General features: G+C 73.0%; 22 protein-coding genes. 6 read left to right on the forward strand and 16 right to left on the reverse strand.

Features of this window, described 5'->3' with window-relative positions:
* Window positions 1-6: 6 nt before the first annotated feature.
* The 4 genes from AB0383_RS32140 to AB0383_RS32155 all read right to left on the reverse strand — a co-directional run bounded on the left by AB0383_RS32140 (window position 7) and on the right by AB0383_RS32155 (window position 3,538).
* Entirely contained in the window at window positions 7-396 is a 390-nt protein-coding gene (locus tag AB0383_RS32140; protein ID WP_366189333.1) for an ATP-binding protein, read from the reverse strand.
* Between the two features lie 71 nt (window positions 397-467).
* On the reverse strand, window positions 468-1,118 hold the full coding sequence (locus tag AB0383_RS32145) for a response regulator transcription factor (protein ID WP_366189334.1): 651 nt from the start codon (window positions 1,116-1,118) through the stop codon (window positions 468-470).
* 97 nt (window positions 1,119-1,215) lie between these two features.
* A complete protein-coding gene (locus AB0383_RS32150) occupies window positions 1,216-2,316 on the reverse strand; it encodes a glutamate--cysteine ligase (RefSeq protein WP_366189335.1) in 1,101 nt (366 codons plus the stop codon).
* Between the two features lie 28 nt (window positions 2,317-2,344).
* Window positions 2,345-3,538, reverse strand: a complete 1,194-nt coding sequence (locus tag AB0383_RS32155; RefSeq protein ID WP_366189336.1) for an amidohydrolase — start codon at window positions 3,536-3,538, stop codon at window positions 2,345-2,347.
* 129 nt (window positions 3,539-3,667) lie between these two features.
* Between AB0383_RS32155 and AB0383_RS32160 the strand changes: the two genes are divergently transcribed.
* Together AB0383_RS32160 and AB0383_RS32165 are read left to right on the forward strand one after the other, a co-directional pair.
* A complete protein-coding gene (locus tag AB0383_RS32160; protein WP_364184684.1) occupies window positions 3,668-4,132 on the forward strand; it encodes a hypothetical protein in 465 nt (154 codons plus the stop codon).
* Window positions 4,133-4,147: 15 nt separating this feature from the next.
* Window positions 4,148-4,603, forward strand: a complete 456-nt coding sequence (locus AB0383_RS32165) for a hypothetical protein (protein WP_364184686.1) — start codon at window positions 4,148-4,150, stop codon at window positions 4,601-4,603.
* Between the two features lie 273 nt (window positions 4,604-4,876).
* Here AB0383_RS32165 and AB0383_RS32170 read toward each other — a convergent pair whose 3' ends face one another.
* The 6 genes from AB0383_RS32170 to AB0383_RS32195 form a co-directional block, all read right to left on the reverse strand.
* Window positions 4,877-5,854 carry an aromatic acid exporter family protein gene (locus AB0383_RS32170; protein WP_364184688.1) on the reverse strand — a complete coding sequence of 326 codons (978 nt, stop codon included), beginning with the start codon at window positions 5,852-5,854 and terminating at the stop codon, window positions 4,877-4,879.
* A 240-nt stretch (window positions 5,855-6,094) separates the two neighbouring features.
* Window positions 6,095-6,808: a TetR/AcrR family transcriptional regulator gene (locus tag AB0383_RS32175; protein WP_364184690.1), complete on the reverse strand. Its 714-nt coding sequence runs from the start codon at window positions 6,806-6,808 to the stop codon at window positions 6,095-6,097.
* 117 nt (window positions 6,809-6,925) lie between these two features.
* Window positions 6,926-8,419, reverse strand: coding sequence for a pyruvate, phosphate dikinase (locus AB0383_RS32180; RefSeq protein WP_364184692.1), 1,494 nt, complete (start codon window positions 8,417-8,419; stop codon window positions 6,926-6,928).
* Window positions 8,416-9,255: an SDR family oxidoreductase gene (locus AB0383_RS32185; protein WP_364184694.1), complete on the reverse strand. Its 840-nt coding sequence runs from the start codon at window positions 9,253-9,255 to the stop codon at window positions 8,416-8,418. Before AB0383_RS32185 ends, AB0383_RS32180 begins: the two co-directional genes overlap by 4 nt.
* Window positions 9,252-10,673, reverse strand: coding sequence for an aldehyde dehydrogenase family protein (locus tag AB0383_RS32190; RefSeq protein WP_364184696.1), 1,422 nt, complete (start codon window positions 10,671-10,673; stop codon window positions 9,252-9,254). The genes AB0383_RS32185 and AB0383_RS32190 overlap by 4 nt, the downstream gene beginning before the upstream one ends.
* Window positions 10,666-11,883: a cytochrome P450 gene (locus AB0383_RS32195; RefSeq protein WP_364184698.1), complete on the reverse strand. Its 1,218-nt coding sequence runs from the start codon at window positions 11,881-11,883 to the stop codon at window positions 10,666-10,668. The genes AB0383_RS32190 and AB0383_RS32195 overlap by 8 nt, the downstream gene beginning before the upstream one ends.
* A gap of 150 nt (window positions 11,884-12,033) precedes the next feature.
* On the opposite strand from AB0383_RS32195, the gene AB0383_RS32200 reads away from it, so the two are divergent.
* Together AB0383_RS32200 and AB0383_RS32205 are read left to right on the forward strand one after the other, a co-directional pair.
* Window positions 12,034-13,569: an AMP-binding protein gene (locus AB0383_RS32200; RefSeq protein WP_366189337.1), complete on the forward strand. Its 1,536-nt coding sequence runs from the start codon at window positions 12,034-12,036 to the stop codon at window positions 13,567-13,569.
* A gap of 3 nt (window positions 13,570-13,572) precedes the next feature.
* Window positions 13,573-14,193, forward strand: coding sequence for a MarR family transcriptional regulator (locus AB0383_RS32205; RefSeq protein WP_364184702.1), 621 nt, complete (start codon window positions 13,573-13,575; stop codon window positions 14,191-14,193).
* A 74-nt stretch (window positions 14,194-14,267) separates the two neighbouring features.
* On the opposite strand, the gene AB0383_RS32210 is transcribed toward AB0383_RS32205, so the two are convergent.
* From AB0383_RS32210 to AB0383_RS32220, 3 genes are all read right to left on the reverse strand, one after another.
* Window positions 14,268-16,007, reverse strand: coding sequence for a PEP-utilizing enzyme (locus AB0383_RS32210; RefSeq protein WP_364184704.1), 1,740 nt, complete (start codon window positions 16,005-16,007; stop codon window positions 14,268-14,270).
* Window positions 16,008-16,076: 69 nt separating this feature from the next.
* Window positions 16,077-17,234 carry an FAD-dependent oxidoreductase gene (locus tag AB0383_RS32215; RefSeq protein WP_364184706.1) on the reverse strand — a complete coding sequence of 386 codons (1,158 nt, stop codon included), beginning with the start codon at window positions 17,232-17,234 and terminating at the stop codon, window positions 16,077-16,079.
* 3 nt (window positions 17,235-17,237) lie between these two features.
* Complete coding sequence (locus tag AB0383_RS32220) at window positions 17,238-17,426, reverse strand: ferredoxin (RefSeq protein ID WP_364184708.1); 189 nt, start codon at window positions 17,424-17,426, stop codon at window positions 17,238-17,240.
* A 192-nt stretch (window positions 17,427-17,618) separates the two neighbouring features.
* Between AB0383_RS32220 and AB0383_RS32225 the strand changes: the two genes are divergently transcribed.
* On the forward strand, window positions 17,619-18,395 hold the full coding sequence (locus tag AB0383_RS32225) for a 5'/3'-nucleotidase SurE (protein WP_364184710.1): 777 nt from the start codon (window positions 17,619-17,621) through the stop codon (window positions 18,393-18,395).
* A gap of 175 nt (window positions 18,396-18,570) precedes the next feature.
* Here the strand turns inward: AB0383_RS32225 and AB0383_RS32230 are convergent, their stop codons facing one another.
* The gene (locus AB0383_RS32230; protein WP_364184712.1) at window positions 18,571-18,927 is read right to left on the reverse strand and encodes a hypothetical protein; all 357 of its coding nucleotides are present in this window, start codon (window positions 18,925-18,927) and stop codon (window positions 18,571-18,573) included.
* Between the two features lie 60 nt (window positions 18,928-18,987).
* Here AB0383_RS32230 and AB0383_RS32235 point away from each other — a divergent pair, with 60 nt between their 5' ends.
* Window positions 18,988-19,875 carry an SMP-30/gluconolactonase/LRE family protein gene (locus AB0383_RS32235; RefSeq protein WP_366189338.1) on the forward strand — a complete coding sequence of 296 codons (888 nt, stop codon included), beginning with the start codon at window positions 18,988-18,990 and terminating at the stop codon, window positions 19,873-19,875.
* Here the strand turns inward: AB0383_RS32235 and AB0383_RS32240 are convergent.
* On the reverse strand, window positions 19,850-20,338 hold the full coding sequence (locus tag AB0383_RS32240; protein ID WP_364184716.1) for a GNAT family N-acetyltransferase: 489 nt from the start codon (window positions 20,336-20,338) through the stop codon (window positions 19,850-19,852). The two genes, AB0383_RS32235 and AB0383_RS32240, sit on opposite strands and share 26 nt — an antisense overlap.
* 79 nt (window positions 20,339-20,417) lie before the next feature.
* Window positions 20,418-20,867: an Lrp/AsnC family transcriptional regulator gene (locus tag AB0383_RS32245; protein WP_366189339.1), complete on the reverse strand. Its 450-nt coding sequence runs from the start codon at window positions 20,865-20,867 to the stop codon at window positions 20,418-20,420.
* Between the last annotated feature and the right edge of the window lie 64 nt (window positions 20,868-20,931).

A 20,931-nucleotide genomic window follows, 5' to 3' on the forward strand; every position in this document is an offset into this window, starting at 1 on the left:
TCCGGTTCACTCGCGCGGAGCCCGGCCGAGCTCACACCAGACGACCTTCCCCGACACGCCGGACATGACGCCCCACGCGAGCGAGAGCTCCTGCACCAGCCGAAGGCCCCAGCCGCCGTCCGGACCGGACTCGCGAGTCGCCGGCAGCGCGGTGCTCTCGTCGGTGACCTCGAGCCGGACCACCGCGTCGCCGTACTTGAGCCGCAGCACGGGTTTCCCCTCGCCGTGCTGCACGGCGTTGGTGGCCAGCTCGGTCACGATCAGCAGCGCGTCGTCGGCCACGGCACCGAAGCCCCAGCCGGTCAGGGTCGTCCGGGTGAAGTCGCGCGCGAGCGCGAGACCGGCCACCGACTCGGGCAGCGCGCACTCGGCATCGACGGGCGCAGGAACCTCCACGTCGCCACTCTGCGCGAAACGCCCGTCGAGTGGCAGACGCAGATCAAGACCGCGTCACTGACGCAGGTGCATCAATCGAGCAGGCCCTCGCGCCGTGCGAGGGCGACCGCTTCGAGCTTCGAGCGCGCGCCGAGCTTCTCCAGCACGCGCTGCACGTGGTTGCGCGTGGTGTTGCGGGTGACGCCGAGGCGGTCGCCGATCTCCTCCGTGCTGGCGCCTTCCGCGAGCAACTGCAGCGTTTCCCGTTCCCGTGCGGTCAGCGCCGAGCCGTTGCCGCGGGCCCGGCCGGTGAGCTGGTCGAGCACGCCGGGCAGCAGGGCGGCGTCGAACACGACCTCGCCCTTGGCGACGCGCTGCACGGCCGACTCCAGCTGGTCCAGCGGCGCCGACTTGAGCAGCAGCCCCTGGCCGCCGGCCTCGGCCACGCGTGCGGCGACGGCGGGGGTGGCGTCGCCGGTGAGGACGAGGACGCGCGAGCCCAGCGCGGCGAGGTCGCCGATCGCGGCCACGGCGTCGCCGTCGGGCAGTCGCCGGTCGAGCACCACGACGTCCGGCCGCAGCCGGGCCGTGTCGGCTGTCGCGGCCTCGCGCGAGCTGGCGCGCCCGACCACGGAAATCGCGGGGGAGCGTTGCAGGGCGAGCTCGAGAGCCTGGGCCACCATGTCGTGGTCTTCGACGAGGAGCACCCGCACCGGGCCGGCGAACCGAGGCTCGACAGGCATGTCGCTGCCTTTCCACTTGGGACCGGGGACTGGGGGCGGGTCTCGAAGCTGACCACTTATCGTAACCGGGTGACCGCCTGGCCACCGTCCGGGCGGGTCAGGCTGTCGCCGGTCTCGCCGCGCCGGTCGGCACGGCGAAGCGGTCGACGACGTCGAGGGCGCTTTCCCGGTTCGCGAAGAGCCGGCGCTGGCGGTCGGCTCCGCCGCCGTCGCGAGCGAGCCGCGCGAGGCCTTCGAGGACGAACTCGGTGTCGCCGGCAGAACGGAGCGCGGGCGCGCAGAACTCGGCCAGCCGCTTGAGCACCTCCACGGCAGGCAGGAGGTCGCCGGTGGCCGGGTCGGGGCAATGGCCTGTGACGCCTTCGCGGGCGGCGCGCCAGAGCTGGCCGCGCAGCACCTCGTTGGACAGGTGCGGGGGATCTCCGGCGTCGAGCACCGTGGCCACGAGTGCGCGGCACAGCACGGCGAGCAATGTGGCCTCTTCGGCGGTGGCGGCGACGTCTGCGACGCGGAACTCGACTGTCGGCTGCTTCTCCGACAGGCGCACGTCCCAGTAGACCATCCCGCGGTCGAGGATCGCGCCCGCGCGCAGCCACGCGTCCACGACGCCCTCGTAGTCGGCGTGCGAGGCGAAGCGCGGCGGGGGCCCGGCCGAGGGCCAGCGCGCCCATTCCTGGTTGCGCCAGCTGCAGTAGTCGGTGTCGATGCCGTCCGCGATCGCCGAGTTGGCCGTGACGGTGAGCAGCGCGGGCAGCCACGGCCGCACGTGCCCGAGCACTCGCGTGCCGGTCTCCGGGTCGGGCACGGCGACGTGGACGTGGCAGCCGCAGGTGAGCGTGGCGCGCGCGGTGGCGCCGAAGTGCGCGGCCATCCGCCGGTAGCGCGGGGTCGCGGTGATGGCCGGGAGCTCGCCGGCGGAGACGGGCGGACTCGCGCAGGGCAGGATCCGCAGCCCGCGCCGGTCGGCCGCGCGGGCGAGCGAGGTGCGCATCGCCTGCAGCTGCTCGACGGCTTCGTCGCGGGTCACGCAGATGCCGGTCGCGGTCTCGGCCTGCGACTTGGTGAGCTCCTGCTGGAGATCTCCCACGCCGCTGTCGCCGGCCGAGTCCAGCACGGCGTCGGCCGCGTGCACCGGGCGTCCCCGGTCGTCGACGACGAGGAACTCTTCTTCGATCCCGAAGGTGAGCACGTCGGCCATGGTGGTCCTTTCCGCGTCCTTTTCGGGGTCAGCCCGTGCGCTCGGCGCGGGCCTGGTCGGCGAAGCAGTCCCACGCCTGGCTCACCAGCGCCGGGTGCGCCAGCAGGTCCACCGTGGTCCTGCCGAGCGCCGCGGCCGCCGCGAGGAGCACCGAACGGGCCCGCGGGGACGCGGCCGCCGCGGCGAACTCCGGCGTGCGCTCGGCGTGGCCGGGGTCGAGGATCGCGATGAAGGGGTGGATCGTGGGCACCTTCAGGCTGACGTCGCCGACGTCGGAGGAACCGGGGAACACACCCGGATCCGGCGGCGTCGCGTGGATGCCGCGCGCGGCGAGGTGGCGGGCGAAGTGGGCCGACAGCACAGGGTTGTCGCGCAAGTGCGCGCAGCCGGGGCCGAGCGGCTCGGTCTCGGCTTTCGCGCCCGTGGCCAGGGCCGAGCCCTCGGCGCACGCCGTCACGTCGGACACCAGTTTTTCGAGCGCGGCGGTGGTCGGCGCGGACAGCCCGAACCACGCCTCGGCCAGGTCGGGCACGACGGCGGTGGACTCGCCGCCGCGCGTGATGATGCCCTGCACGTGGAAGCCGGCGGGCAGGCGCGACTGCAGTGCCGCGACGGCGGTGAACGTCTGCACGAGCGCGGCCACCGCGTCGACACCGCGGCGCGGCACGGCGGTCGGGTGTGCGGCGCGGCCGTGCACGGTCACCCGTACGTCTGTACGGGCGGTCAGCGGCGCCCACGTCCAGGAGTGCGTGCCTGGGTGAAAGACCAGTGCCGCGTCGACGTCGTCGAACACCCCGGCGGCGGCGAGGGCGGCCTTGCCCGTGGCCGGTTCCGCGGCGGGGCAGCCGACGACGAGGATCGAGCCGCGTTCGTCGCCGGTGACGGCCCGCGCGGCAAGCGCGGCCCCGAGCCCGGCGGCCGCGACGAGGTTGCGCCCGCTCGCGTGCCCGAGGCCGGGCACCGCGTCGTACTCCAGCAGCAGCGCCACGCACGGCCGGGTTTCGCCGTGGCACGCGGTGAACGCCGTGGTCAGGTCCGCCACGCCGGGCTCGACGGCGAAGCCCGCCTCGGCCAGCTCGCCGGTCAGCGCGCGGACGGCCTCGTGCTCGGCGTTGGCCGGCTCGGGGCCGGCGTGGAGCGCGCGGGCGATCGACCACAGCCGCTCGTCCAGCCGCTCGATCTCCTCGTCGACCCGCTCGTGCCGGGTTTCGTCCGCCTCCATGTGCCACAAATACCCACCCGGCTCCGATTCGATACGGGCGGGGTCCGCGAGTGGGTAATTCGGCCGTGTGCCCGGCGCGGTGGGTGGGGAATTCTCGACGGGAAAGCAGCCGAGTCGGACGGAGCAGGCATGACAGCGGGAAGTTACCGGGTGAGCTCGCCCGAAGTGTCGTCGATCGTGAAGGACGTGGAGAGCCTGGGCTCCTCGGCGTTGTCCTCGACGCGCGACCTCGAGTCACTCGTGATCGACGCGCTCTCGTTCGCCGGGATCGGCAGCGGGGTGGCCGCGGCGAACTCGACGCTGCAATCGCAGCTGGTCTCCTCGCTCGGCAAGTTCGTGAACCTCATCGGCGAGGTCAGCGGCAAGGTCCAGTCGGCGGTGCAGGGGTACACCGACGCCGACACGGCCGTGGCGCAGGGGCTTGGCGGCGGTACGCAGGCTGCTGCTGGTGGCGGCGCGGCCGCTCCGGCTGCCGCGCCGACGCAGCTGGACGACCGCGTCGTCGACTCGATCATGCGGTTGGAAGGCGCGACCGGCGAGCAGGGCGGCGTGCCCGAGGTCTACGGCTTCCGCCAGAACATGCACAACGGCTAGGACGAGATCACGGCCGTGCGCAACCAGTACGGCATCGGCAGCGCCGAGGAACACGCCGTCGTCGCGCGCCTCATGTCGGCCAACGCCCGCACGGCCGGCGCCCTCGCCTTCACCGACCCCGGCACCCAGGCCGCCGTGATGTCCGGCGCGCACATGCGCGGCGCCGGCGGCGTGCGCGCCATCCTCAACCACATGGGCGGCGCCGACATCGTCCGCAGCGCGGGCACCCTCGACCCGGCCGCGGTGCAGCACATCCAGGGCCTCACCCCCGAGCAGTTCCAACAGGACTTCCACGACGCCCGCATCGAGTACGACCGCCAGGTCTACGGCGCCACGACCACCACGCAGGGCGGGCACACCCAGAACTGGTGGGACCGCTACGGCAACGGCCTCACGCAGCGCTACGACCGTGAACAGCAGGAGTTCGGTAATTTGGCCTCGGCGCCGCCGAGGCGTGCGAGATCGCTTTGAGCCGGCTGTGTTGTCTGCCTCGGCTCCGCCGAGGCGTGCGAGATCGCTTCGAGCCGGCTTCTTCCCTCCCGATTTTCACGCGGCCCAGGGGCCGCGTGAAAATCGCTCAGTCCAGAAGCCGGCGCGATCTCGCGTGGGGGTTGCGCCGGGAGTCGGCGTGATCTCGCGTGGGGGTTGCGCCGGGAGCCGGCGTGATGTCGCGTGTGGGGTGGGGCGGGAGCCGGCGTGATCTCGCGTGTGGGGTGGGGCGGGCGAGGGCGGCGCGATGGGGGGTCACTCGGTGGGTGGTTCGCGCAGGAGAGCGGCGATGCGCCGCAGGGGCCGACGGGCGATGGCGCCGAGGCGGGTGCCGTCGGTTTCGGCGTTGTGCAGGATGGCGGCTTTGGCGGTGGCGAGGGCCGACGGGTCGGGCGTGCCGGTGAGGACGGCGGTCACGGCATCGGAGAGGGAGCCCGCGACTTCGGACGTGTCGATCGGTTCGCCGCGGGCGGCGAGTTCGGTGGTGTCCTCGAAGTGGATGCGCACGAGGGTGCCGATGTCGGCGGCGGTGCGGGCGAGGGGCACGAGCGTGGCGAGGTGGTCGGTCTCGGTCCGGCGCCACCACGGGTGGCAGCGCACGGCTTTCCGCGCCAGGGCGAGCTTTCCGGGCAACGCTCGGGCGCGGGTCTCGACCGCGCGCACCGATTCCTCGCCGACCGGCGCCCGGAGGTTCTGCGCCAGCTCGGCCGCGGTCTCGTGGAGTTCTTTCACGAACGTGCGGGCCGGGTTCGCGGGCAGCAGCAGGGGCGCGAGCACCACGGTGACCCCGGCGCCGACGGCCGTCTCCCACAGGCGCGACACCGCGTAGGAGTCCGGGTCGGTGCTGGCGAACACCAGCAGCGCCGACACGGCGACCTGGATGTTGAGCGTGCCGCCGATCCGCAGCACGATGCCCACGGCGAGTGCCAGGGCCAGCACGAGTGCGAGCGCCCCGGCCGACGGGTGGACCACCCGCAGCACGAGGATCCCGATCGACAGCCCGCACACCACGCCGGCCAGGCGCGCCAGGGACACGTTGAACGTCGAGTACGGGGCGTCCCGCATGGACACCAGTGGCACGATCACCGCGTACACCGGCGGCTGCCGCGCACCCAGCCACACGCAGATCTGCCACGCCACGGCCGCCGTCACCACGATCCGCAGCGCGAACGGACCGTCCGCACGCAGCAGCTCGCCCGCGCGGCCCATGTGACGGGCGAGGACTTCGGTCATCTCCTCATGCTCGGGCCGGACGGGGGATTCGTCCAGCGGACCCGGCGGCTAGCGACCGCGGCCCATGTGACGGGCGAGGACTTCGGTCATCGCCCCGCCGTGTTGTCTGCCTCGGCTCCGCCGAGGCGTGCGAGATCGCCTCGCGCCTGGCTCGCGGAATTCCGAAGTCGGCCGCGAGGGCATCCGCGCGGGTCTCGGTGGTCGCCATTGGCCCATCCTCGGGCCAAGCCTCGGATCCGTCTAGCGGTCGGCCACGAACGGTAGAGATCGGTACCAGATCTGGCCGATCACCGAACCGAGGTCCTGGATGCGCTCGGGCCGCGGGGTCACGGGCAGGAGTCCGATGTGGACGTAGGCCATCTGCTCGATGAGGGAGCCGAGCGCTTCGGCGTGGAGCTCGTACTGGGTTTCGTCGATCACGCCGTTCTCGTGCAGCCGCCGCAGCCAGCGTTCGGTGCGGTGCACGAAGCCGGACCGCACCTGCAGCCACAGTTGCAGGAACCCCTCGTTCTCGCTCGCCGCCGCGGCTTCGCGCATCACGCGCAGGAGGTGGCGGTTGCGCGCATACGAGTGCAGGTACGCGATGGTCTGCTCCACCAGGTGGTGCTGTTCGTCGCCGGAGCGCGGCGCGGTGGCCGAGGCCGCGGCGAGTTCTTCCAGCGCCGGCTGCAGGGCCGCGAGGAAGATGTCGTCGAGGCTGGTGAAGTGGCGATAGAAGTTTCCCTGCGCGGTGTCGGCCCGGTTGGTGATGTCCGAGACGCGGGTGCGCGTGTAGCCGTACTCGGAGAAACACGCCGTGGCCGCCTGCACGAGCTTGTCCCGGGTCTGCGCGCCGCGTTTGTTGGGGCGCTTGTCCACCGCGTCGGGCTGCAGCGCGGCGATCAGCTCGCGGACGCGCACGCGCGCGGCCTCCGCCCGGTCCTCGCCGGTCGTTTCCTGCGTGCTACTGCTCATCTTCTGCTCACCCAACCGGTCATTCGCGTCCGCTGACCTTACTGTGCCGATCGTTACTAATCCGACCACAGTCACGGCCGAATGGCTTCGCGGCAACGGCTACGTGCCGCGGGGGGCCTACTTTTTGGCCGGATCAGTACTGCGCACCAGTGCGAGCAGCTCGGGCAGCGCGCCGTCGCCGCCGGTCCGCGCGGAGGCCCACTCCGTGAGCGTCGCCGCGGGGCCGTCGGAGGTCGTGCCCGCTCCGCTCGCCCGGTCTCCGTCGAGCACCGCGCCGGTCGTGCCGTCGACGGTCACGAGGCGGCCGCGCAGCGCGTCGAGGGTGCCGTCGCCGCAGCCGACCACGCACGGGATGCCCGCCTCGCGGCACACGAGCGCCGCGTGCGAGGTCGACCCGCCGTGCTCAGTCACGACGGCGGCCGCGGCGAACATCGCCGGCACGTCCTCCGGGGAGGTGAACGGCCGCACGAGCACCACCGCGGTTCCGTCGTCGGCGGCGTCCAGCGCTTCGTCGGGGTCGGTCACGACCTTGCCCACGCCCAGGCCGGGCCCCGCGCCGGTGCCGCGGGCCAGCTCGACGCCCTCGGCCGCGCCGGCCGTCTCCAGCAGCTGCGTGGCCTGGGCGGGGGTGACGCGCGCGAGCGCCGTGTCGGTGTCGATCAGGCCTTCGCCGACGAGGTCCACGGCGATGCGCGCCGCCGCGCCGGGTGTGCGTTTGCCGGCCCGGGCCTGCAGCACGTAGAGCGTGCCGGACTCGATCGTGAACTCCACGTCGACCATGTCGCGGTACTCACGCTCCAGCACTCCGGCCAGGCGGAGCAGCTCAAGGTGGTTGCCCGGCTGCGTGCGCGCCAGCTCGTCGAGCCGCGCCGGAGTGCGTTCGCCGGACACGACGTCCTCGCCCTGCGCGCGGGCCAGCCACTCGCCGTAGACGCCGGGCTCGCCGGTGCCGGGGTCGCGGCTGAACAGCACCCCGGTGCCGGACTCGGCGTCGCGGTTGCCGAACGCCATGGCCTGCACGGTCACGGCCGTGCCGCCGAGATCGGTGATGCCGTGGTGCTGGCGGTAGCTCACCGCGCGCGGCGAGAACCACGAGCGGAACACGGCGCCGATCGCCGCGCGCAGCTGCTCGCGCGGGTCCTCGGGCGGCGGGCCGCCGACGATGCCGGAGTACGAGCGCTCGAACCGCTCCCACGTGTCCGCGGCCCACTCGGGGTCGCCCGACTGCTCGGCCAGCGCGTCGCGCAGCTCCCGCGTCAGGCCGAGGTTGAGGACGGTGTCCATCATCCCGGGCATGCTGCGGGCGGCGCCGGAGCGCACGGAGACCAGCAGCGGCCAGCCCGGTCCGCCGAAGCGGCGGCCGGTCCGTTCCTCCAGGTGCGCCAGGCGGTCGAGGACCCGCGCCCAGACGTCGTCGGGCAGCGTGCCGCCCGCGTGGTAGGCGGTGCAGACGTCCACGGTGATCGCGAACGCCGGCGGCACCGGCAGGCCGAGCGAACGCATCCGGTTGAGGCTGTGGGCCTTGCCGCCCACGAGGTCGCGGCCCAGCGGGCGCGTGCCGTCGAGGGGGAGCACGGTCTCGGTCGGCTCGGGAGGCGCCGTGGTGGTCACCGGGTGGTCCTTTCGGTGCTGGGCTCGACGGCACTGGGCTCGACGGTGCTGGGCTCGACGGTGCTGGATGGGGGCACCGCGGCCAGGTGCGTGCGCGCGGCGGCCAGGCCGCCTTCGACGGGCAGATTGATGCCGTTGACCCAGGAGGCCGCGGGGCTGAGCAGGAACGCGGCCGCTGCGGCTACCTCGCCGGGTTGGGCGTGCCGCCCGACCACCGCGCCGGCGCGGTCGATCGACTCGGCGCCCATCGACGCGCGGAAGTCGGCCAGGATCGGCGTGTGCACGGGGCCGGGGCTCACGCTCACCGCGCGGGCGCGCGGCAGCAGCCGGGCGGCCAGCCGCGCGCTCCACGCGACGAGCGCGGCTTTCGACGTGTCGTAGGCGGCAGCGCCCGACAACGGGTACTCCGCCAGCCAGTCCGCCAGCTCGACGTCACTGTCCACAGTGCACAGCCGGTCGAGGGCTTCGGCCGGCAGAGTGTTGCGGTGGGCGGCGATGGACGCCACCGTCACCACGGCGCCGCCCTCGGCCAGGCGTGGCAGCAGCGCTTCGGTGAGCACGCGGGTGCCGACCACGTTCACCGCGAGCACGGTCGCGGCGGGCGCGGTGCCGGGCACGCCGGCGACGTTCGCGATGCCGTCCAGCTCGGTGACGCTCGCCGCGACCTCGCGCACGGCGGCGAAATCGGTGAGGTCCACCCGCAGGGCCCGGTCCACGGGCATGGGGATCTCGGCGCGGTCGACGCCGATCACAGCCACGCCTTCGTCGGTCAGCTGCCGGGCCAGCGCGAGGCCGACGCCGGAAGCGGCGCCCGTGACGAGGATCCGGCGCGTCATCGCAGCACCGCCTGCACCGCGGTGAGGTCGGCAATGCCCTCGGCGCCGAGCTCCCGGCCGTAGCCGGAGGACTTCCGGCCGCCGAACGGCACGCCGGGGCGCTCGCGGGTGCGCACGCCGTTGATCTTGACCTGGCCCACGCGCAGCGTCCGCGCGAAGCTCTCGGCCCGGTCGGGGTCGGCCGACCAGACCTCGGCGGACAGGCCGAAGTCGCTGTCGTTCGCGACCGCGGTGGCGTCCGCCTCGTCGGTGTAGGACTGCACGACGAGCACGGGACCGAACACCTCCTGGCGCACCAGCGGATGCCGGGCGTCGAGTCCGAAGTAGACGCGCGGGCCGACGAAGAACCCGCGTGAGGGCAGCAGTTGAAGCGGCGGCGTCACCGCGCGGTCGTCGCCGGCGGTGTCGAGCAGGTGGCGCACCCGGTCGCGCTGGCGTGCCGAGGCCAGCGGCCCGAACGTGGTGGCCGGGTCACGCGGATCGCCGGCGACCACGGCGTCGAGCGCGTCGACGACGAGTGCTTCGACGTCGGCGAGCGCGCTGCGTGGCACCACGATCCGCGTGGTCGCGTTGCAAGCCTGGCCCGAGTTCACGAGGCCGCTCTTCACCGCCGCCGCAACGGCGCGCGCCAGATCCGCGTCCGGCAGTAGCACCGCGGCCGACTTCCCGCCCAATTCCAGTGTGGTCGACGCGGTGTGCCCAGCGGCGAGCGCGGCGATCGCCTGCCCGGCCGGGACGCTGCCGGTGAAGGACACGTGGGCCACGCGCGGATCGGCCACGAGCGCCTCGCCGGTGACCGGCCCGGTGCCTTGCACGACCGAGAACACTCCCGGCGGGAACCCGGCTTCCAGCGCGGCGGCCGCGATGAGGTTCGCGTCGAACGGCGTGGCCTCACTCGGCTTGAGCACCACGGTGTTGCCGGCGGCGAGCGCGGCGCCGACCTTCGCGATGATCTGGTGCGCGGGCATGTTCCACGGCGTGATCGCGCCGACCACGCCGAGCGGCACGCGGTGCAGGTGCGCGCCGTCGATCTTCTCGGTCCAGCCGAATGCCCGCGTGGCCGTGGCGAACGCGCGCAGCACCCGCGGCGGCAGGTCGCCCTGGCTCGCCGTCGCGAGCGTGGCGGGCATGCCCATCTCGCGCGTGATCAGCGCCGCCAGCTCGCCCGAGCGGGCCTCCAGCAGGTCGGCCAGCCGGTCGAGCAGGTCCGCACGATCGGCCGGGCCGGTCCGTTCCCACGCCGGGAGCGCCGCTTCGGCCGTGGCGACGGCCTCGGCGGTGAGGCCAGGACCGGCCTCGGCCGTCTCGCCGACGGGCTGCGCGGTGTACGGGTCGACGACGGGGATCGCCGGGCCGTTCGGCGTCCGCCACTCACCGCCGACGAGGCAGGCCGCGCGCCCCAGCCACTGCTCAGCCACGGTCGTTCACCAGCCGCACCGGCAGCCGCTTCACGCCGCGGAAGAAGTTGCTGCGCAGTCGTTCCGGCGGCGCCTGCACGTCCACGCGCAGGCTGCGCTCACGCAGGCGGCGCAGGAACAGCTGCGCCTCCAGCCGCGCGAGGTGCGCGCCGAGACAGGCGTGCACGCCCCAGCCGAAGCCGAGGTGCTCGTTGGGCGCGCGCTCGGCGCGGAACTCGTCGGGCGCGGCGAACACCGTCTCGTCGCGGTTGCCCGAGGCGAACCACAGCACCACCTTCTGCCCGGCCTCGATCGTGCGGCCGTGCAGCTCGACGTCACGCGTCGCGGTCCGCCGCATGCACAGCACCGGCGACACCCAGCGCACCATCTCCTCGACCGCGCCCGGGATCCGGTCCGCGTCGGCGCGCAGTGCGGCCCACTGCTCTTCGAACGCGCCGAACGCGATCATCCCGCCGGTGAGCAGGTTCCGCGTGGTCTCGTTGCCGGCGACCATGAGCAGCAGGTAGTACGCGTCGAGCTGGCCGCGGTTGAGCGGCTCACCGCCCGGCGCGGCGTGGGCGAGCACGCTCACCAGGTCCTCGGCCGGGTTCGCCCGCCGTTGCGCCTCCAACTCGTGGAAGAACGAGAAGATCTCGTCGCGCGCTCGGGCGGCGGTCTCCGGGCCCGTGCTGTATTCCGGGTCGTCGGACGCCATCTGGTTGGTCCAGCGCTGCATGTGCGGGCACGCCTCGGGCGGCGCGCCGAGCAGGCGGCCGATCACCAGCAGCGGCAGCTGGGCGGCCACCGTGTGCACGAAGTCGAACGTGCCGCCCTGGGCCAGCGCGGTGTCGAGCAGCTCGTCGATGACCGTGACGATGTCGCCCTCGAGCGGCCGGACCTTCGCGGGCCGCACGTGCGGCACCACGAGCTTGCGCAGCGCCCCGTGGCGCGGCGGGTCCATGTTGTGGATGCTGGGTTCGCCGTGCCCCTCGGCGCGGCGGTCCGGGATCTGCGTCCCTTCGGCGGAGGAGAAGCTCTCGTGGTCGGCGGCGATGCGCTTGATGTCCGCGTACCGCGTCACCGACCAGAAACCGCGGCCGCCGGGTTCGTCGTTCCAGTGCAGCGGATCGTGCTCACGCAGCTCACGGAACGCCTCGTGGTCGGAGCCCGATGCGAACAGGTCCAGATCCATGAGGTCGACGGCTGTCGCGCCGGACGTCTGTTCGGACACCGCTGTCCCTTCTGTTGCGCCTTGCTGGATTGCGAACGCTCAATCACTACATCACATCGCGTCGGAGAACGGAAGGGCTAAGCAAGAGCGTTGCGGTGGCGCTCGTTCGTGACATAGCATTCACAAACAATCGAGAAGGAGGTCGATGGCGTGTACCCCGCCCCGATTGCGCGCGAGCGGCCCGGCGCCCGGGCGTACGTGATGGCGCCGAGCGGCGCGAGCCTCACCTACGCCGAACTCGAGGCCCGCTCCAACCAGGTCGCGCACCTGCTGCGCGAGCGGGGGATCGGCCCCGGCGGCGCGCTGCTGCTCGTGCTCGAGAACCGGCTGGAGTGGCCGGTGCTCGTCGCCGCGGGAATGCGCTCCGGACTCTACGTGACCCCGGTGAACTGGCACCTGCGCAGCGGCGAGCTCGGCCCGCTGCTTGCGGAGGCGGTGGGCGACGGTGTCTCGTGCGCGATCGTCACCAGCGCCCGCTGCGCCGACGTCGTCGCCGAGGCCCTGCGCGAGGTCGGCAAGCCGGCGCTGCTGCTGTCCGTGGACCCCGGCGGCGAGCCGGAGTTCCTCGGCGACGCCGTGGCCGGCCTGCCCGAGACGCCGATCGATGGTGAGCTGCTCGGCGCGCGGGTGCTCTACAGCGGCGGCAGCACCGGGCGGCCCAAGGCGTTCCGCCAGCAGCTGCTCGGCGTGCACCCGGGCGACGCGCCCGCCCGCCACACGGGGCTCGCGGCGAAGCTGGAGCTGGCCGCTGACACCGTGTTCCTCTCGCCGGCGCCGAACTACCATGCCGCGCCGTTCACCTTCCAGCTCATCACGCTCTCGCTCGGCGGCACCGTGGTGTGCCTCGACCGCTTCGACGCGGAGGGTTCGCTCGCGGCGATCGCGGCGCACGGCGTGACGCATTCGCAGTGGGTGCCCACGATGCTGCTGCGGCTGCTGCGCCTTTCGCCGGAGGCCCGCTCGCGCCACGACCTGAGCAGCCACCGCGTCGCGTTCACCTCCGGCGCGCCGTGCCCACCCGAGGTGAAGGCGGCGGTGATGGACTGGTGGGGGCCGATCCTGCACGAGTACTACGGCGCGTCCGAGGGCTACGGCCACACCTACGTCGGCCCGCACGACGCGCTGGCGCATCCGGGCACGGTGGGGAAACCGTTGTCCGGCAGCGTGCACGTGACCGACGACGCCGGGCGCGAGGTCCCGGCGGGCACCGTCGGGAAGGTGTGGTTCGCGCCGGGCGGCTCGGCCTACCGCAACGCGGGCGACGCGGGCGCCGACCTGCGCAGCGTCGGCGATCTGGGCCGGCTCGACGAGGACGGGTTCCTCTACCTCGTCGGCCGCGAGGGACACACGATCATCTCCGGCGGCGTGAACGTCTACCCGACCGAGGTCGAGGACACCCTGCTCACCCACCCCGCGGTGGCCGACGCAGCCGTGATCGGCCTGCCCGACCCCGAGTTCGGCGAAGGTGTGACGGCCGTCGTCGAACTGGCCGGCGAGCGCGCCGGCAACGTGAGCGGGGCCGAGCTGATCGAGTACTGCCGCGAGCGGCTTGCCGGGTTCAAGGCGCCGCGGCGCGTCGAGTTCGTGGCGAGCCTGCCCCGGCTGCCGACGGGAAAGCTGAACAAAACCCTGCTGCGTGACCGAATCCTGTCCGTCGACTCCGGTGCAACCGGCGAAGGAGCGTGACCCATGACGACGTCCACCCGAGCGCGATTCCTCGTGCTCCACGCGTTGCGCGTGAAGGGCCTGGCTCCCGACCCCGTGCTGCAGGCGCTCACGGGGCTGCCCGCCGACGAAGTGGCCGCCGAGGTCGCCGCGCTGGTCGCGGACGGGCTCGCCGTGCGCCGGGAAGGCCGGCTCGCCGGAACCATGCCGACGCCGGCCGGCCGCGCCGCCCACCCGGAGCTGCTCGCGGCCGACGTCGCGGACTCCGCCGAGGCGATTTCCGCGGCCTACGAAGCTTTTCTGCCCGTGAACGGCGAGTTCAAGCGCGTCTGCTCGGCCTGGCAGCTGCGCCCGTCCGGCGAGCCGAACGACCACGCCGACGCCGGGTACGACGCCGGCGTGGTCGAGTCGCTGGCGGAGGTGGACGCGAAGGTGACCGGCTTGCTCGACGAGCTCACCGCGTCCGCCGGCCGATTCGGCACCTACCCGGTGCGCCTCGCCGGCGCGCTGGAGCGCGTGCGGGCGGGGGAGACCGCGGCGTTCGCGCGGCCGATGGCCGACTCGTATCACGACATCTGGATGGAACTGCACCAGGACCTCCTGCTGTCCGCCGGCCGGGAACGCTCGGCCGCCGACGAAGGCTGACTTTGTGAAACGCTGAGCCCCAAGGGAAAGGGCCTGCACCCCACGCGGAGTGCAGGCCCTTTCCCTTGCCGTGCCTAGACTTCCAGCACCGTGACGGTGCCGGTGGTGCCGTCGACCTCGATGAGGGCGCCGTCCGGGATCCGGGCCGACGCGGCCGTCGCCGAGACCACACACGGAATGCCGAGCTCGCGGCTCACGATCGCGGCGTGGGAGAACGGCGCGCCGACGTCCACGACCACCGCGGCGGCCGGCACGAACAGCGGCGTCCACGACGGGTCGGTCAGCGGGGCCACCAGGATCTCGCCGGGCTCCAGGGCCGACGGGTCGTCGGCGTTCGTGACCACGCGGGCGCGCCCGCGCGTGGAGCCGTTGCAGCCGGGCACGCCCTGGATGACCTCGCCGGCGACGGCGGGCCGCACCTCACGGCCCGAGCGGCGCGGCCAGTTCTCCACCGGCTCCGGCTGGCCCACCACCACGAACGGCGGCTCGCGGTCGAACAGGTCCAGGTATGCCGCTTCTCGGTCGCGCAGCGTCGTGCTGAAGCTCGCCGGGTCGGCCAGGAACGCGTCGAGTTCGCCGGCGAACAGCATGAAGATCTGCTCGGGGCGCTCCAGGTGCCCTTCGGCGGTGAAGCGGCGGCCCAGCTCGAGCGCGGGCAGGCGCAGCTCGTGCATGACCATGGCGCACGACGTGCGGCCGCGTTCCCGGCCCCGCAGCCACAGCGCGGCCGCGTGCAGCACGGCCTCGAACTGGCCCAGTGCCTCGTCGTTGCCCGCCAGGGCAGCGCGTACGCCGGTGGAGGCCGCTTCGCGCTGCGTGACGCGTTCGGCGTTCTTCACCGCGGGCGACGCGGAGTCGTCGGCCTGGCGCATGCGGTCCACAGTGGACAGGACAAGTGAAGGCTTCACGCCCCAGGTCTTCGCGCGGATCTCCCACTCCGACGGGCCGCGGAAGTCCCATGCCGCCAGGAACTCGTCGAGCCGGCGCGTGAACGCCACGACCTCGGGGTCGCCGCTCGCGCGCAGGCGCTCGATCAGGCTGTCCTGGCCCTCGTCGAACAACGCGGCCACCGGGCCGGTGCGGGCCAGGCGCGAGAGCGCCCACATGCCGGTGGACGGGCCGGTCGAGTCGATGTCGCCGATTCCGGCCACGAGCGTCAGCGCGAGCTCCGGCTGGCCGATCGCCTCCGTGAACTGCGCGACGGCACCCAGGCCGACGCCGGCCTTGAGGCTCGCCTCGATGTGGCGGCTCAGCAGCGGCCGGAGCACGTCGCCGAACGAGGTGATCCGCTCGCGCAGCTGCTGGTTGCCCAGGTCGGCGATGGCGGGGCGGTTCTTGCGGATGTCCTCGACGGTGCCGCGGTCGGCGTCGTAGGCCGCGAGGTCCGTGGCGCCGAGGACCTGCTCGGCCAGCCACTGCCCGGCCGTGGCCTCGAACTCGGGGTTCTCGTCGAAGTCGCGCTTTTCGCTTTCGTAGGAGGGGATCCCCGGCAGGTCGCCGAAGTACTGCAGATCCACCGCCTCCGGCGTCATGCCGGGGACGCGCACGCCGAACAGGCGCATCAGGGACATGTTGATGTAGAGGTAGCTGCCGAACGCGGGGAGCACGTTGTGCTGCACGGCGGAGTCGTAGGTGGCATGGTCCCACACCCCGCACGCGACGAACGCGTCGTCCCAGCCGGGCGAGAGGTTCGCCTGGAAGCCCGCCGACGCGTTGAGCGGGCTGATCGGGTCGGGGAAGATCTCGCCGATGTTGGCGCGCGAGTAGATCGGGAAGACCGCCGACGCGTCGTCGTAGATGGGCCACTGGGTCATGGAGACCTCTCCTCGTCTTTGAGTTGGGCAGGTGAGTGGTAGTGGTGGGTTTTCTTGCGGTGCGGTGGCTCAGGCGGACGTGAGCCGCCGCCGTTCGAGGGCGAGTTGCCGGGGCAGTCCGAAAGCGACGGAGCCGACGTGCCGGCCGTCCGTCGAGTAGCGGGCGACGAACTTGTCCCCGGCGAGGTTGCCGTGCACGAGCTCCACGTGCTCGCCGCGGCCGGGCAGGCCGACGCCCTGGATGCGCAGGCCGCACTGGTCGGACCAGAACGAGGGCACGGCGTCGAACGGGGCCTGCGGCCCGTGCAGCAGCGTGCGCGCGGCCGCGGCGGCACCGAGCGCGGCGGTGGTCCAGTGCTCCACGCGCACCGCCTCGCCGAGCAGCGGGTGCGTCCAGCAGGCGACGTCGCCCGCGGCCACGACGTCCGGCACGACGGCGCCGGACTCGTCGAGCACGCGCAGGTACTCGTCGCAGCGGACGCCGCCGGACACGTCGACGCCGCTGCCGGCGAGCCAGCCGGTGGCCGGACGGACGCCGGTGGCGATGACGACCACATCGGCGCGCACCGCACGGCCGTCGGACAGCACCGCGCCGGTCACGCGGTCCCGGCCGAGGAACTTCACGACCTGGGTGCCGAGCAGCCAGCGCACGCCGCGCTCGCGGTGCAGGCGCTCGACGCGCCGGGCCACGTCTTCGCCGAGCACACGGATCAGCGGGTGGGGGAGCGGGTCGGCGACGGCCACGGGGAGGCCGAGGTCGCGGCACGTGGAGGCGAGCTCGCAGCCGATGAAGCCCGCGCCGAGCACCAGGACGCGGCCGGTGAGATCGGCTCGGAGGGCGCGGGCGTCGTCGAGCGTGCGCAGGACGTGCACGCCGGGCGGGCGGTTGAGGCCGGCGGGGATCACGGGGGTCGAGCCGGTGGCGATCACGAGACCCGTGAAGTCGAGCTCTTCGCCGTCTTCGAGGACGACGGTGCGGCCGCGCAAGGCGGCGACGGGGTTGCCGAGGCGCCAGGTGACTTCGGTGTCGGCTGTGTCGCTCTCGGACAGCGCCAGCGCGGTTTCCGCGGTGGCGCCGGTGAGCAGGCCCTTGGACAGCGGCGGGCGGTCGTAGGGCCGGTGCGCTTCGGCGCCGGCCACCACGATCTCGCCGCGGAACCCCTCGGCGCGCAGCGCTTCGGCGGCCCGCCAGCCGGCGAGCCCCGCTCCCGCGACCACGATCCGCACGGGCTACTCCGCGATCCGGATCGCGCGGGTCGGGCAGGCGCGGGCCGCGCGGTGCACCGCTTCGCGCACGTTCTCGACCGGCCCGTGGTCGATGTGCAGCACCGCTTCGTCGTCGAGGCTGAACACCTCGGGCGCGGCGAACTCGCACTGCCCGTGGCTCTCGCACAGCACCGGGTCGACTTCGACGTTCACGGGTCACTCCTCGCGGCCAGTTTGTGACGTGCAGATCACATAATGCGGACCCGTGGGCTTCTGGTCAAGGGGGATATGTGGGTATCTTGGCTGGACAGATTCGTTGTGTCCAGCTTGGGCGTGGACACAACAGCGAACGTGTGGTCACAATCTAGCGATCCGAACACTCCGACGAACCGGGAGCGGGCGACTGTGCGGGTACTGCTCACGAACGACGACGGCATCGAAGCCCCGGGCCTGCTCGCGCTGGCCCACGCCCTGCGGGACGCGGGGCACGACCTCGTCGTGGCCGCGCCCGCGGGGGACAGCAGCGGCAGCGGCACGTCGCTGGGCGCCATCGACCACGGCACGATCGTCGCGTGCGAGCCGCACGCGCTGCCCGGCCTCGACGGCGTGCCGGCGCACCGCGTGTCCGCGCCGCCGGCGTTCGCCGTGCTCGCGGCCTGTTTCGGCGCGCTCGGCCCGCCGCCCGACGTGGTGGTCGCGGGCATCAACGACGGCCACAACACCGGCCGCTCCGTGCTGCACTCCAGCACCGTCGGCGCGGCGCTCACCGCGTCGACCGCCGGCCGCTCGGCCCTCGCCGTGAGCTGCGGCGACGGCCCCGGCGCGCGCTTCGACACGGCGGCAGCGGTGGGCGTCGCCGTGCTCGAGTGGCTGGTCGCCCACGCGCCCAAGCGCACCGTGCTGAACGTCAACGTGCCGGACGTCGACCTCGCCGACGTGCGCGGCGTCCGCTGGGCCCGCCTCGGCCGCGTGGGCTCGTCCGGTCTGATGATCAAACCGGCCGCCGACGGCCTGCGCCTGGAACGCTTCCCGACGGCGCAGGACGTGCTGGCGCTGGCCGAGCACGCCGACACCGACGCTGCCCTGGTGGCCGCGCGGTGCGTCGCGGTGACGGGGTTGCTGGGCGGGCCGCGGGAGGTCTCGGACCTGGGTTCGCTCGACGGCGTGCTGCCGCTGGGGTGACCGAGGTCAGAGGGGCGAAACCGGATCCGCCGCGTCGCCGGGAGATGCCGATCGATGACGTAGCGCGCCCGGGTACCGACGACGCGTTTCGGGCCGTCCCACGGAAGCGCGGTCCGGACGCCGTCGGATTCGAGGCCGTACGAGCGATCGGCGAAGACGTCGACGATTTCCGCGGTCACCTCGGAACCGACCGGATGACGGCGCGTGATCTCCGCGTACTCCGCGACTCGGTCCCGGCCGTCCACGCGGCGGGATGGTGGTAAGCGGCATTTAGTGGCCACAGCCGGACCTGCCCCGGCCGGTGCCACAGGACCTCGAAGTCGGTGACGGTGCCGACCGGCGGCCAGGCGGCGGGGTCGCGTGGCAGGTGGAGGACATCCACGAATCCTTGCGGCGGCCCGCCGAGGTCCACCACGAGGCCGATGGCCCCCGGGCGGGGGATGAGGGTGACCACGCCGGTCACGTGGTCGCCCGGAGGGTAGGTACGGCGGTCGGCGTCGAACTGGCCGGAGCTGTGGTCGGGAAGAGTCATCGTCCGGCAAACCCACCACGGTTATGCTCCGGCGCGGAACCGACTTTCCGGGGGCGGGCGATGGCGGGGTACGTCGAAGCGGAGTTCGAGAGGTTCGACGAGCGGTTCGCGCGCGTCGGCGGTGATTCGCGGCTGGAGCGGCTCCACGACGGCTGCCGCTGGGCCGAAGGCGCGGTGTACTTCCCGGCGGCGCGCTCGCTGGTGTGGAGCGACATCCCCAACGACCGGATGCTGCGCTGGGACGAGACGACCGGCGCGGTGGGCGTGTTCCGCCACCCGGCGGGCTACTCGAACGGCAACTCGCGCGACCGCCTGGGCCGGCTGCTCACGTGCGAGCAGGGCCCGCGCCGGGTCACCCGCACCGAGCACGACGGCTCGATCACCGTGCTCGCCGACCGCTTCGAGGGCAAGCGCTTCAACAGCCCCAACGACCTCGTCGAGGCGGCCGACGGCGCGGTCTGGTTCACCGATCCCCGCTACGGGATCTCCAGTGACTACGAGGGTTTCCGCGCCGAGAGCGAGATCGGCGGCGACCACGTCTACCGCATCGACCCGTCGGGCTCGGTCACCGTCGTGGCCGACGACTTCGAGCGGCCCAACGGCCTGGCGTTCTCCCGCGACGGCTCACAGCTCTACGTCGCCGACACGAAACGCGGCCACCTGCGCCGCTTCGACGTGACCTCGCGCGGTGTTTTGACCGGTGGCGCCGAAATCGCGCGCTGCCGCCAAGGCAACTTCGACGGATTGCGCCTCGACGACCAGGGCCGCCTCTGGGCGGCCACCAGCGCCGGCGTCGACTGCTTCGCCCCCGACGGCACGCTGCTCGGCGGCCTCAAAGTTCCCGAACCCGTGGCGAACCTGGTCTTCGGCGGCCCGAAGCGCAACGTTTTGTACGTCTGTGCGACGACGTCGATCTACTCGATCATGCTGAACGTGACGGGCGCCTGAGGCCGCGCACCATCTTCAGTGCCGGCCGCCGGTAGTGCACTGTGCTTTCTTCGAGGAACCCGGACCGGCGGTACAGCGCGATCGCCGCCGCGTTGTCCTCGAAGACCTGCAGCCGCAACGAGTGGGCGCTCTGGCTCTCGGCCCACTGCGCGACGGCCTCGACGACCGCCTCGCCGACGCGGTGGCCGCGTGCGGACGGAGCCACGTACATCGAGTGCAGGTCCACCACACCGTCGTCGTCCGGGGCCGTGCCGCTCGCCATGCCCGCGTCGCGCCCGCCGACGGCCGCGAGGACGTTGAACGGCCAGTCCGTGAGCCGTCCGCGCCAGCGAGCCTCGGTGTCGCCCTCGCCCTGCCAGTCGGCGAGCCGCGCGCCGAACGCGTGCGGCGCCTCGGCAAGTGCGCTGAGCCGCAGGGCCCGCCACGCGCGCCAGTCGTCCGCCGTCAGTTCCCGGATCGCCACCACGCCGTCCACGATCGCGGCGACCGGCCCTGGCTCGCAAGGTGTTTTCCGTATAACGACCTATACCGCCGCCCGGGGATCAGCCGGCTTCCACGGCCTCCGTCGAGCTGCCCAGCGTGATGAACGTCTTCGTGCCCACCACCCCGCCCGACACGTGGATCGCGTCGATCACCTGGCGCAGGTGGGTCACATCGCGGGCGCGGATGTGGCACAGGGCGTCCGGGTCGCCGGCGATGAGGTACACCGCCCGGACCTCCGGCAGGTCGCGAGCGAGGCGCTCGATGTCCGGGGGCCGGGTGCGGCCCGTGTAGCGCAGCTCGGTGAAGGCCTCGATGTTCCAGCCCAGCTTGGTGTAGTCGATCTGCGCGGTGAAGCCGGTGATCACGCCGGCGGCCTGCAGGCGGTCGACGCGGCGCTTCACCGCGGGCAGGGAAAGCCCGACTTCGGCGGCCATGTCCGCATACGAGCGCCGGCCGTCGAGGCGGAGGAACTCCACGAGGCGCAGGTCGATGTCGTCGACGCCGGCCATGTCGCCTCCTGGCAAGAAACTAAAGTGGATACCAGGTCCACGTTACATAGTTGCGTCATTGTGG

It is taken from the genome of Amycolatopsis sp. NPDC051373 (assembly GCF_040689465.1).
GTDB lineage: Bacteria > Actinomycetota > Actinomycetes > Mycobacteriales > Pseudonocardiaceae > Amycolatopsis.

Bases quoted from the DNA above. Each gene is read 5' to 3' on its own strand.
- AB0383_RS32160 (WP_364184684.1), top strand. From the start codon at position 3,668: ATGACAGCGGGAAGTTACCGGGTGAGCTCGCCCGAAGTGTCGTCGATC.
- AB0383_RS32245 (WP_366189339.1), bottom strand. From the start codon at position 20,867: ATGGCCGGCGTCGACGACATCGACCTGCGCCTCGTGGAGTTCCTCCGC.
- AB0383_RS32155 (WP_366189336.1), bottom strand. From the start codon at position 3,538: ATGGAGGCGGACGAAACCCGGCACGAGCGGGTCGACGAGGAGATCGAG.
- AB0383_RS32230 (WP_364184712.1), bottom strand. From the start codon at position 18,927: ATGACTCTTCCCGACCACAGCTCCGGCCAGTTCGACGCCGACCGCCGT.
- AB0383_RS32235 (WP_366189338.1), top strand. From the start codon at position 18,988: ATGGCGGGGTACGTCGAAGCGGAGTTCGAGAGGTTCGACGAGCGGTTC.
- AB0383_RS32185 (WP_364184694.1), bottom strand. From the start codon at position 9,255: ATGACGCGCCGGATCCTCGTCACGGGCGCCGCTTCCGGCGTCGGCCTC.
- AB0383_RS32170 (WP_364184688.1), bottom strand. From the start codon at position 5,854: ATGACCGAAGTCCTCGCCCGTCACATGGGCCGCGCGGGCGAGCTGCTG.
- AB0383_RS32150 (WP_366189335.1), bottom strand. From the start codon at position 2,316: ATGGCCGACGTGCTCACCTTCGGGATCGAAGAAGAGTTCCTCGTCGTC.
- AB0383_RS32205 (WP_364184702.1), top strand. From the start codon at position 13,573: ATGACGACGTCCACCCGAGCGCGATTCCTCGTGCTCCACGCGTTGCGC.
- AB0383_RS32175 (WP_364184690.1), bottom strand. From the start codon at position 6,808: ATGAGCAGTAGCACGCAGGAAACGACCGGCGAGGACCGGGCGGAGGCC.
- AB0383_RS32145 (WP_366189334.1), bottom strand. From the start codon at position 1,118: ATGCCTGTCGAGCCTCGGTTCGCCGGCCCGGTGCGGGTGCTCCTCGTC.
- AB0383_RS32210 (WP_364184704.1), bottom strand. From the start codon at position 16,007: ATGACCCAGTGGCCCATCTACGACGACGCGTCGGCGGTCTTCCCGATC.